The 13,055-nt window shown below is 33.6% G+C and carries 4 protein-coding genes; all 4 read right to left on the reverse strand.

The features are described from left to right. Positions 1 to 22: 22 nt before the first annotated feature. The 4 genes from ACOQOS_RS04635 to ACOQOS_RS04650 are packed head-to-tail and all read right to left on the reverse strand — an operon-like array spanning position 23 to position 12,911. Positions 23 to 1,411 (reverse strand): hypothetical protein, encoded by a 1,389-nt coding sequence (locus ACOQOS_RS04635; protein WP_420573799.1) that lies wholly within the window; start codon positions 1,409 to 1,411, stop codon positions 23 to 25. Further along, the gene (locus ACOQOS_RS04640) at positions 1,402 to 5,379 is read right to left on the reverse strand and encodes a phage tail protein (protein WP_420573800.1); all 3,978 of its coding nucleotides are present in this window, start codon (positions 5,377 to 5,379) and stop codon (positions 1,402 to 1,404) included. Before ACOQOS_RS04640 ends, ACOQOS_RS04635 begins: the two co-directional genes overlap by 10 nt. Before the next feature lie 23 nt (positions 5,380 to 5,402). Continuing rightward, a complete protein-coding gene (locus ACOQOS_RS04645) occupies positions 5,403 to 7,169 on the reverse strand; it encodes a contractile injection system tape measure protein (protein ID WP_420573801.1) in 1,767 nt (588 codons plus the stop codon). Between the two features lie 6 nt (positions 7,170 to 7,175). Further along, positions 7,176 to 12,911 carry a hypothetical protein gene (locus ACOQOS_RS04650; protein ID WP_420573802.1) on the reverse strand — a complete coding sequence of 1,912 codons (5,736 nt, stop codon included), beginning with the start codon at positions 12,909 to 12,911 and terminating at the stop codon, positions 7,176 to 7,178. Between the last annotated feature and the right edge of the window lie 144 nt (positions 12,912 to 13,055).

The following is a 13,055-nucleotide window of genomic DNA, read 5'->3' on the forward strand; positions in this document are numbered from 1 at the left end:
ATATAAGATATTTATGCTAGGCTTATAAAAAATCTACTTCAGGAAATAATTCTACTATAAATTTATCAATAGCGGGGAAATGTTCTTCTACTTGCAGATGTTTATATTCAGGTAATAAAATATACCAAAAATCAATTCCACACAATCTTATAATTAGTTTAATAAAGTTTTCAAAACTTATGTTCAATCGAGTGTATTCTCCTTTTATGATTCCATATAGCTCTATTTCACCAAAATCTGGAATTTTCATGACAACATCTATAAACTCAGAAAATAGTATTGGATAGCATTCTCTAGCAATAGCTAAAGTTTCATTATCCATAATTTCAGACATTACCACAGATCCTTCATATTTATTTGGTCCCCAATGCCTATTATTCTCAGAGTTTCTCCCTCCAAATACTTCTTGAAAAGGTACTATTTCAAAATTACTTTTTGGTGAATAACCATCGATCTTAATACTGTCATCTTTCCATTCTAGGGTGAAACCATTATATTGAAGATAAAAATTTAATAATTCATTGGGTAATTTTCTTTTAAGTATATGTTCTACTTTATTTATACTATATATATCTAATGGCTTTGGACATTCTAGTAATGCTGTTTCTAAGTTATAATGTCCTTTTTTCTCTACTTTATTTTTTAATCTTTCGAAGCTATCAGTGATGAGTAAAAAGTAATTTTCGGAATAACATACTTCTATATCGTTAGCATTTGAAAATTCTATATCACTTAGTTCTGATACATCTGCTTCTGAACGAAATGTTTGAACTATTTTATCTCTGACATTTTCTGTTCGTATTTTTGAAAGATAATCAAGCTCCTTTTCATTTAATCTTGATACATCAATAAAGTGAAAATGCCAACCGTAACTTCCTCTAAATTCATCGCACATTTTTACATATTCAATAATATCTATTTTTAGAGGTAATACATAATTAGGATATAAGCATAGGTATAATTTTAACTCTCCTTTTTCCATTTTACCAATAGTAAATGTATTCGAGTTTTGATTAATGTAATCTATAATTATAGCATTCTTAATTTTTTCTGTGTAATCGACTTCATCAATATTATCCCAGAGAAAATCTCTCAAATGTTCATCTCTTTTTATTTTGGTAGAGAAAGGACTTCCATTTATAATATCTTGTATTGACGGAATTAAACAGTTTCCGTAAAAGTACTTATTAGATTTTTCGTCAAAGTAAATATACTCTATACTTAGATATTCTAAATTTTTATAGAGTTCTATTTGAGGTTTAGACAGTTTAGTTACATTTAAATACTTTGCTAACTGTTGCTGTTTTCTTTCGTTCGCTTCATAATTTATACTTATATAAAAAAATAAGAATGAAAGGTCATTGTAAAAAGTATTTTCATACTCAATAATGTTAAAAATTTTTAATTCCATTTTATTAATTTATTACTTTCCAGCTTTCTAAGATCAGAAATAAAAAGTGCTAATCTTGAAGCTCTTACTTTATTATCTTTTTTGCTTTTATATGTCATACTATATCCAGCACTTATCATTTTCGCTCTAAAGTCAGCTGTATTTGAGTAGTTTTTATGCTGTAAAAACTTATCATAACTTGCATCTAATGCTTTCTTGAAGTTAGCTCGAGATAGAAGAACTTTTCCAAAGTTAAGTTCTAGCATTTCTGCTCTAGTAGCTGTATTCATGTTCAATGAATCTTTTGATACTACACTTGGTTTTGGTAAGCTGAAATTTTTATTAAATGTAGGTTTTTTATTTTTAACCCATTTAGCTTTATTGAAGTCCATAAAATGGAAACCTCCTTTAACTATTATCGAATTTGCCCAACGATATTTAACTCCATTATATTCTGTTGTATCTGGATAATAACTAACGGAAGTTTCTACCCATAATACATTTTTGAATTTTAATTTGGTATCTCTTTTTGATGTTTTGTTTAATGCTGATTTTAATGGATTTTCTGAATATTTTTCCATCGCAGCATTTACAGTTTTTGGTCCAGGCACTAAATTCTGAGCGTTTCCTTTACCTCCTAGTTTTTCACTTACTAAATGTAAACGTACCCAATATTCGGATAATTTTGCTCCTTTTTTACCTTTTTCATCTAACTGATAATTATTTTTAATATACGGCCATGCCGCATTATCTCCACTTGGTTTTGATCCGCCTTTTGCTGATTTGTTTGATAATAATAACACAGAAACCTTTTTAGGATAACCTTTGTATGCTTTTGTGAACTCCCATTTTGCAGTTTCTGGATAGTCAGCATCAGTTAATCCCATCAAATCTGCCATAGCAGCACTCAACTTATCTATAGTACGCGTCATTTCTTTATTTATCCTTTTAAGCTTTTTCTTATCAGCTTTAGATTCTGTATTTGGAACAGCTTCAGCGCGTTTTATTAAATCAGCAATTTTTTTAGTGTGAGAAACTGCATTATCATATCTTGGTTTTGTCTTTTTGTCCGCTGTTAATAGCGCTTTATTATTTTTTAGGTATGCTGCTACACGCATTGGTTTACTGGCAACTGTTAATTCTCCAGCCTTTGCATTCTTTTTGAAATATAAAGTATGTGTTTTTCCATCTTTTCCTTTGAATTTCTTTTTAATTCTTAACCATTCAAATATTTTACTCAATGCTCCTTTTACTTTCGCTTTCCCTTTTTTCACCATTCCCTTAAAAGCCTTTCGAGCTTTCTTAATCACCTTGTTAATGGCTTTGTCAATACGCTTGCGAACACGTTTGATGATTTTCTGTACTTTTCCTGTTAAGCCAGTGATTCCTACTAATGCCGCTAAGAAACCTATGAGTATTGGTAAGGTTTTTGCTAAGGCTTTTTCAATAGATTTTGCCAAGGTTTCTATTCCGCCAGAAGCCAATGCCTGAATTCCGTTTATGAATGCCGTAACGAGTTCAAATATTTGTGCTGCGCGTTCTACGAAGAATCGTATGACATCTATGATCAACATAGCCGCTTTTACAAAGGCACCAGCAGGACTCAGTAATCCCATAATCCATTTGATTCCTGCTTCTACTACTTTGGTAATGATCATATCCCGAATGGCATCCATCACCACTTGCTTTAAGTCGCTAAATTGTTCTTTGATATATTCCCAAAGTCCATCAACTCCTTTTTCCTTAATAATAGTGAAGACCTCAACCGCTTTTTCCATTCCTGCGACAACAGGTTCTCCTAAGAGTCTTACTGCCTTGCTTCTAAAGTAATCCCAAGTAAGTCCAAGTATTTGCATGACTAGATTGAAGATACCTTTGAGACTGAATAGATTGTCTGGAATTGTAATTCCTACGCCACCTAATGAACCTGTTAGCCATTCTATTAATCCTGTGATTAAGTGTGTTTTTATGTTTGAGAAGAAGTATTCAAACCCAAGCTTGATTCCCAAGAAAAGATTTTTTAAGAAACCAATCGGATCTGTAATGATTGCTGTAATGGCATCTACCAACGCTGCTATGAGCGTAAAGAGCATGTCTTTTATTTTGAGAATGGTTTCTACAATTCCCTTTAAGAAGTTAAATGCCGCTTCTAACCATGATGAACTTACACGTTCTTTGATCTCGTCGAAAGTAGCACGCAAACTGTCTACATTTTCTTTGTATTTTTTAGCTAAGTCTTGCGCTAGTTCTTGTTCTTTGGAAGCTACTGTGTCTTCTAAATCTGTGTATTTGTCATTGAAAGTGTCTAAGGAATCTTTTGCCAGTTCTTTTTGTTTTTTGCTCAGTCCTTCATAGAAGGTATTCATTTCCTTTCTACCTTTTTCAATTAAGGTCATAGATTCATTTAAACCTTTGGCAATCACGCCCGAAATTCTATCAAATATTTTATCGAGTTTGTTGATGAATACTTTTTTCTCCGTTTGAAATACACCTTCTACAGCGCCTGCATTTACATCTCTTCCTGCAAAGAAACTAGCAATACTATCATCTATGGTTGTCCATCCATAAATATCACCTAGTTTTTTCTCTACGCGTTTTTCGAAGGATTTTTTTGCACTTTCTACCGCGCCACCTTCTTCAAAATAAGCATCAACATCCGTCGATATTTTGTCTAAACGTTTTCCAACAGCATCTTTTGTTTTGTCATAGATACGTGTAAATTCTTTGTTGATACGCTTTTGCTCTAGCTTGTCATCAGTTTCGTTCTTACCTTGTGCGCCTGCTACATCTTTAAAACTGTTGGAACGCGTAGTGAACATTGCTCCTAGTTTTTCTTGCCCAGCTTTTCCAGCTTCAGCTTTAGCATTACCTAAGACAACATTTTCTTTTTTACGATATGTTTTCGGTGCTTTTTTGGCTTCTTCTTGTGCTTTGTTTTTGGAAGCGAGTCCTTCTTGGAATTTGGGTTCGTTTGAATTGGCTAGCTGCGAATCGGTAATTTTGTTGTCTTCCATGTAATTATCAAGAGAATCGCTCTCTTTTTCCATGGAAATTTCTGTTTTGTGTTTTGGTTTTACCGTAGCCGATTTTTTGTTGATTGGTTTTGGGGATTTTCCAACAGTATCTACAGGCAACGCTTTTGCTTCTATGGTTTTGGCTGTACTTTTTGGCGGATTCGGATCTTTTGCACTGGTTGCCAACGGACCAGCCAATTTGTCTTTTTCTGAAGTAACATTACTGTTTACGTTTCCTTTTACCTTGTCTAACGGTTTGTCTTTTTTGAATTTTTCTGCGCTTGCTTCGTCCGTTGGTAAGTTTTCTTCTAGAGTTTTTAGTTCTTTTTCTAGTGATGCTTTGAATGTTTCTTTGGTAAATTTCTTTTTTGCAGCAGCTTTGGATGTAGCTTCCATGCTACTGTAATGTGCAGAACGATCGTTTACTTTTTGTTGATCTGTTGCTGGTAATACTGCAGCGGCTTTTACTTCTGCTGCTTTTGTTTCAGATTTTGGATGTACTTCTTGTTCTTCTTTAACACCTTTTACATGTTTTAGAGTGTCTTGAAACGCTTTGTCATTCTCTGGTTTTGAAGGCGTTTTTATGACTTTGTATTCCTTCTTTGCTGCTTCTTTCCCTTTTGGTTTTGTACCTTCTTTTCCTGTTGTCTTTTCTTTTCCTTTTTTCTTTCCGGCAACAGCATCAGTTTTTCCCTGTTTGGCAACAGTTAATGTAGCTTTTGGCGTATTTTCTTTGATATTTACTCCCGAAGATTTTTTCCCTGTACCTTTTGTGTTCTTTGTTTCGTTTATTTTACTTGGTGTAGTGGTATTTTCTGTTTTTGCTACTATGAATAATTCTGCTTGCTTATCTTCTGTTGCCTTTTTTTGTTGTTTTTTGTTTTTTTTAGGCGCAATGAACATGTTCGATTGAGAAGAATTTCCCTTCGATTTATCCGTTGTTTTTTTTTGAGCACGCGCTGTATTCATAATCATTTACACCTAATTCTAAATTGATTTTACCATTCTATATGCATCATTTTTTCCATCCATCGTAAACGAACCAAACTGATTGTCCAAGGAATTTTTTCAAGTAGTATGTCTTGTGCTGCACGTTCAACAGTGAGTTTGCTATTCTCTTCTGTAATTATCATTCGTCCATCACGTTTTAAAAACATATCACGTAAAGTATTCACCGTACTTTTTTTGAGCACAACCCAATGTTCTAAAACTGCTTTTAGCAATTCGTCACAGAGGTTTTTGTCATTGTCAGACAAAGGTTTATCATAATCTACAATCGTTTCTAATGGAATTCCTAAAAGTATTTTTTCTAGCGTAAGCTCTACATCTGTAACTTCTTCGTTTTCAGTTGCCAAATAGTGTAACAACATACATGCTCTTTCGATGTCACTAATTGTATTTTCTTCCGTAACTAAATCAACACCTTTGAAAAAAGTCATTAAAAAAGGATGTAATATGATGAGTCCTGCTTTTTCTGTTGTGATTCCTATTTCGCCAGTAATTTTCTTTTTGATATTTGTATTCGCTTTCGCGAGATTTGACCTTGCTTCTTTTGACGTGTTCGTTGTTATTTTAGCAATTTGATTATTTGTAGTTTCTACCGTTTTTGCGTCTGTAAGTATTGATTTTTGTGTGTTTTCACCAGAAACATTTTCAATTGATTGATGCTTCTCTGCAACAGTTTTATCTTTTGTTTGATTTTTTGTTGTTTGTTGTTCTTTTGCTTGATTTTGTATGATTTCTTGCGTTGTACTGCCCTTTTCGGTTACATCGTTTACTTCTTTATTAAGTGTTTCAGAAGTTATAGCATCTTTTGTCTTTTTGTGTTCCTTATCTACAGTTTCGTTTGCTGTTCTTGACTTTTCGTTGACTTTTTGTTCATTTTTATCTACTGAAATATCTTTTACAATGGCTCCTATTTTAGCAGTTTCTATAGTTATAGAATTTGTAGTTCTATATTGTATAATTGCTTGTAATAATGCTATAGACAGTTGTTTTTCGTTCTTCTTTATTAGACGTTTTCCTTCCGATTGTAACTTAGGAGTTAGTAATTGTAGTAAGGTTTTCGAGAATTGTTGCAACGAACTACTAAATCCTAAGGTTTTATGCCAAATTTTAGCTTGATCGCCATCATAATTGAGTTTAAAACCTTTACATATTGCTTGTAGAAATTGTGTAAAGAACGTTTCTTCTAATTTGATGTATTGCGTTGTAATTTGCTGTTCAGCATTCACAATTATTACAAACTTCTTGTAATCATTCCGCAACAGCGACAACATACGCTGTATAGCTTCAGATGATGTCTCAAATATATTTACCAACCTATTTTTTTCTACCGCAGTAAACTCATTTATAGAACTTAGCCATTCTTTAAATACGCTAATGGGTATGAATGCTGGAAGAATTCCTTCAGATAAATACTTTAGTAGAGCATCAAAAGGAGAAGCTTCTCGTGTTATTTTGGCGGTAATTGTTCCGTCGTAAGAACTTCCGTCAGATTGAATTGACATGAGTTGCTTACTTATTTGCTGAATGATTTCTTTTTGTAAGCTTTCTAAGTTGATATCATCAACCTCAACATGTATGTCTATGGAATCAATAACACATTTTGTATTCGGGAATTTTTTATCCCAATCATCACATATACGTTCTACTCGCGGCAATAGTTTATCTTGAAAAAAATCAACATAATATTGTTCCCAAGACACTAATTGATGATCATTTTGAATATCTACTTCAAACGCTATGTCATGAATTGTATGCATGATGATTTAGCGTTGAATTGTAAAACTACTTGATACTTGTGATGTTATTCCTGACGAACTAGACACAAAATTAGTAATGTATGAATCTTTAATATTTATACGAGTTCTAACATCATTATAGATATCGTTTCTTGAACGCGAAGCTTCAAAGAAAGTATTTATAGTAGTATTATTTTCAGTACCATTATCGTCTGCACAACGTAATAATTCTAGTCCTAATATTTCTAACATTTCGTCTAATCTTAGTAGTAAATCTAGCAATCCTTGATCACTAACATTTGCTATAAAATCTGTATCTATAATTCCTCTAAGTCGATTAATTGTTTGCATTTCAGTTGCTACAATAGCATTCAGGTTTCTAGCCGCTGCTATTCGACCTTCAAGTTCACTAAAATCAATTAATACTTCTCTCTGTAAATCATCTCTAAAACCTCCAGGCGTGTTCTGAAAATCTCTTGTAAAATCATTACGCATTGTTCCGTAACCAAGCGCAGATAGCCTTTCGCCAAATGTCATACTACAATCCAATACTGTTACTTGATCTCCTTCTCTAGTGTCTCTTACTTGTACTGTTTTTATAGAAGTACAACTTACTCCATTTACAGATATTGTTACTTTGTAGGCTTCATCAATAGAACTTCCTGCTTCTACTTTAAATACGCCAGGTCTTACCTCTTCAACTGTTTCACCTGTATTTTCGTTTACTACCTCATAATTAAAATAGTCTTTATCATCAAAATTGTGACTAAATACGATTTCATATCCTCCTGATACCCATTGAGAATTTGCTCTATCATGTCCTATACTGTTTATTTCAGGTAATTTGTATACTGTAGTAGTATCAATTACATCTAATCCTATTCTAAATTGAATCAAGTTTCCTAGTGCTGCATCTGGTACTTCCGATACTCTAAACTCGTGATTAGCTCCATTAGGGCGAACAAAATCATCTGTGGCTGTCTCCTGCGGTGATACTAGTGTAAAATCGTTTGGATTTACGGGCAAAGGAACTGTAAATATTGGGTCATCTTCTCCCCAGCAATATCTATCTTCTAAACCTAAATCTGGCGGTATTACCGGATCTGGCTCAGGTTGCGGTATGTTTATTGGAACTGGCACTGGTACCGTGTCACACGGATCGGTATCCATCAATGATGGATCTACAGAGATTGATACTGTGTATGTTTTATTAACTTCTCCATTTTCAGCCGTAATTACTTCATTTGAAGGAGTAGGTACATCTACATTATTATCATCTTGCCATGTAATTTTTAAATAATTATCAGGATTTAAAACACCAGGCAGTGTATATGATGATGTTAAATTTACGGTTAATTGATCGTCGTTCCAACTTGAATTTTCAACAGTTCCGTTCAAATCAGTTGGTACTTTGTATACTGTGGTATGTGCCACTTCAACGCCGCCAATTTCAAAACCAATACGTTGTCCTATTAAACCTAGAGCAAATAATGCAGAAGGTCTGAATGTATATTCGCTACCATTTTCAATGATAAAGCCGCTACCTTGTGGTGATGTAAGTGTAACATCTGTTGAAACTGGTATATTAATTTCATTTAATTCTACTTCTCCAAAGCAATATCCACGTTCTAATTCAAACGTTGGGCGTGTATAGTCTATTGGAACAATGAATTCAGATTCACAAGGATTTAAAAGTCCAATTTCTGATTTCACACAAACTTTAACAGATAAATTAGTTAACACGACTCCTCCATCTGTAGCAACGAAATACCTTGAAAGTGCTTCTGTTGGAATAGGATTTTCTGCATCGTCAAACCATTTTACTTCTAAATAGTCTTGTGGGTTTGTTACTCCTGGTACTCTTGGACTTGTAGTGAGTCTTACAATTACATTTTCGCCATCCCATTCAACAAATTCTTGTCTAGCCCTAATATTTGCTGAACTAGGTACTTTATATATGGTCGTTGTTGCTGCTAGTGTTCCATTTAGAAAAATATCTATTGGCTGTCCAACTTCTCCATTGGCTAATAATCCTGTTTCAAGCGTTACAGTATCTGATATATTTTGAATTAAATTATTAGATGCCGATGTAGTTACTACGTCATCTGGATTGACCGTTAATTCTATAGATTCACCAGAACAAAGTCCTGCTGGTATGTCTAACGTTGGCCTTGTTACAGATACATCAATATCAAAAAATGTTGTGCATGATTCTACTAAACCTATGACACGCATTTCTACTCTGTATCGTGCAGTAAGTGTATCTTCTTCTCCTCTTACTTGAATATTATCTAAAAGTCTAGATGTTCCTAATACAATGTCGGTATCATCTCGATCTATCCATCTATATTCTATGTATGTTTCTGATTGAAATTGATGTGATGCTCTAAGATTGATTAAAACTCCTTCAGCATTCCATTCTACAACTGAATATGGCTGCAATGCATTACCTTCTTCATCTCTGTTGATGAATGATGGTAACATGGCTACACGAGTTGTTTTTCCTTCTACAAGTGTTCCGTTTACAAAAAATGTAATTTCTTCTCCTGCTAATTCAACAGGAACTTTTATTGGGTCTATAAAATAGTTTCCTTCATCATTTTGTTCTATGAATCTTGGTGCGTCTAGTGGTTCTTGTGGTGATGTTAATACAGCTCCAAATGGCGTTACCGTTACAGGAACCCACATTGGAGATGTTTCTATTAAGTTATAACAAATGATTTCTTGTACATCTACATCTTCTGGAATAGGTCTTGTTTCTGATATTGGAAGTTCTGCTTCTACAGTACAAGCCGTTGGAGTTCCTTCTATACCAATGATTACAGTAATTGTTTCTGCAAATGTCGGATCGTCAAGAGTTTCAGGATGTTCAAATGTACCATTTACATCATTTCCTGTTCCGATTTCTGCTTCATTGGCACGTTGCCATGTATATGTAAATGTATACGGATATGTTGTTACATCTTCATGATTTACTGATAAATATAGTGTTACACCAGCAGCATCCCAAGAAGGATTTGTTGCCGTTGGTGTAATATCTGTTGGGAATCTGTACACACATATTTCTACAGGTGTTGTTGGTGTTTTTCCATCTACTAAGAAAGTTAATGTTTCTCCTAGTAGGTCATCTGGGACTTCACTAGGATCAAAAGCATATCCATTGTCTATAGCTACAATAAATGCGTCACCTTGCGGTGATGTTACCACACCATCTCCCGAAGATTGTGTAATGAAATCAACTTGTCCTTCGTCTTCTGGTAAACAGTATTTTGTTTTGGCAATGGTTAAGGTTGTTTCTGGCTCTAGATTGTATACTACTGTTTCTGGCGGACAATCTGAACAACACATGTACGGTAATGCAAAATCAAATTGTACTAATCCATTGAATTTACGCAGTACACTGTCATCTTCTAGTAACTCTTCTGTTCCTCCAAGATATACCATTAAGAATGTTCCTCCTTTTGGTACACCTGCCATGTGTTCTGCGCCTGGATGTTTTTCTATAAGTCTAGAGAAAACAAGTTCTCTGTATATATCATAACGAATGTCGTCAATTTGTTCTTTTAGCCAAGAAAATCGTTCTTTATAGCAGCATAATTTAGACAAATCATAAATAAAATATTCATACATTTTATCATGCGTTCTTGTTCCAAAAGTAGCATCGTCTCCTGCTTCAGAAATTTTAAATAATACTTGGTCTACATCCGAACATAGTAAATCGATTGCATTGTTTAATGCTGTCCATTTTTCGGTGTTGTATATTTCATCTAATGATTTTAAAAAGAGTCGTTTTATTTCTGATAAACCTGCCACAATTTTCACCGCAGATTCTGTGTAAAAGAAATAATCATCATCACGATCATTGGTTCCTAATATCTGATCTATGATTCCTAAAGCTACATTTGATACGTATCCTGCTGGTACTTCTTGATTACCTACAAACGTATATGCCTGATCCATTGCATATCTTATAGACGTTTGATATCTATCTTGTACTGTGTCTGAATTTGCATTCGTAATGATTGCTTTTTCCGCTGTTTCTTCTGAATTTGAGCTTTTTGCTTGCGCATCACCTAGTAGTTGTAATACTTGTTGTTGTTGCGTTGCAAATGTGTATACTTGTGTACTTGTGTCGTTGTCTCCTAAATTGTTATATTGATATTTTTCAAAGAAATCCATGGCGCTTTCTGCTGTGCAACAATATTCTTGTTCCCAAGTTTTTAGTAGGATTGAATAATCTTTGGTATCACATTTGTCATCATCGAGTGTTACTTTGTTTACCGGGAAACCTATGCTGACTGCTTTTACATCAAAAGCAAGGTTATATTTTGCTTTTAAACTATTTATTTTTCGCAATGCTAATCGAAAATCTTTTCCTAAGTGTCCTTCTATTCTATAAAAATCTTTGTCTAAGTGACTATATTTTAAAGGTTCTTGGATACATGGAATGTTTTTTAATTTTAAAACATGATATCCTAATTGATTTTGTGGTTTTCGTTGTTGAATTGAAATTGGATTCCAATTTGTTATGAGCGAGTTTTTTGTTTGATAGTAATACGGTATTGAACGTTCACTTAACTTAAATTCATAACTTTTTGATGGTGTTACCTTGATCGTTGCTGTGCTTACATTTGGTATTTTGTATTCTTTTAATTGATTGAAGAATTTAATACATAATGCTCGTATGGACATTAGGTTTTCATCGTTTTCTGAAACTGTTGGTGATGGATAAAAACTGTGGCGTCTTTCAAAACGTAAGTTTTCATCTAAAGCTCCTAAAAGTAAGTGTTTTGGAAATGCATTTACATTGGCAACACATTCAAATTTTGTGTGTAATATGAGTTCTCGAATTTCCCTATATGTATCAATTAAATCTTTTAGTAAGTCGTATTTGTATTGAATAAATTGTTCTTCCGTTACTGTAAAAATTTCATTTAAGGAAGTAGTGATTTGTTGAATGGTTATTCCGAATTTTGCAAAGTTAATACGATGTTTGAATCGATCAATAATCGTTGTAATTCCAGTAGTTAATTCATTCTTTAAGAAAAAAGCATTTTTAAATTGATCATGAATAGAGATTCCAGAAATTGTATTTGTTTTTGTTAGTAATAAACGAGGCATGCACAATTCAGGAAGTGTATCATAGTACGATAGCACATCATGACTTTTATAAATGGTATCATTGGAAATTAGTGTTGTATAATTGTCTTTGTGTGTCAGTAAAAATTTAAGATTACTGTATACTTTATTTCCTGTTTCATCACAACCTGATCCACCACACAAACCTTCGTCTTCCGTGTAGTTTTCAATGTAAGCAATGAGCATATAATCTTTGAGAGTTCCGCGTACATTACTGTTAAAAGAGGTGAGCGGAAGCTCGTCAGTTAGACGCCCCGCTCCCTCTTGTTCGTAAATCTCATATACCTCCATCCCCTCAAATAAATCGTAATCCGCTCTATCCGTCAGCTCTAAATAATATTGAAATCTACGTGTTTCTGTTTTTATGATGTCACCATCGGTTGTAATTCCTACACCTTGGCCTATTATAATTTCTTCGTCAGAATATGAAACAATATTCATCCCGCATCCAACACCTACACCAATTAAGTAAATACGACTCAATCGATCTTGATCTTCGAAGTAATTTACAACTTTATTTAGGTTTTTATGCGTTAATACCTGATCTGGCAAAAATTCCTCATAGACATTGCCTTGTGTGTTTAAGATATGTAAATACGGGTCTTTTTTTTCTATTGTTTTCATCTGTATTGTATTTTTTGAATGATGTAGATAGATCGCTTTGCTTTTAGATTTTTAGACTGCTGCGCTTTTAGATCGCTTTGCTCCTAGATTTTATGCTAGTTTCGCTTGCATTATTTACTCTCTATTTACTTTTCTAACTCATCA

Source organism: Kordia sp., from assembly GCF_965224175.1.
Lineage (GTDB): Bacteria > Bacteroidota > Bacteroidia > Flavobacteriales > Flavobacteriaceae > Kordia.

Excerpts from the sequence above, each read along its gene's own strand:
- ACOQOS_RS04635 (WP_420573799.1), bottom strand. The coding sequence starts at position 1,411 with ATGGAATTAAAAATTTTTAACATTATTGAGTATGAAAATACTTTTTAC.
- ACOQOS_RS04640 (WP_420573800.1), bottom strand. The coding sequence starts at position 5,379 with ATGATTATGAATACAGCGCGTGCTCAAAAAAAAACAACGGATAAATCG.
- ACOQOS_RS04645 (WP_420573801.1), bottom strand. The coding sequence starts at position 7,169 with ATGCATACAATTCATGACATAGCGTTTGAAGTAGATATTCAAAATGAT.
- ACOQOS_RS04650 (WP_420573802.1), bottom strand. The coding sequence starts at position 12,911 with ATGAAAACAATAGAAAAAAAAGACCCGTATTTACATATCTTAAACACA.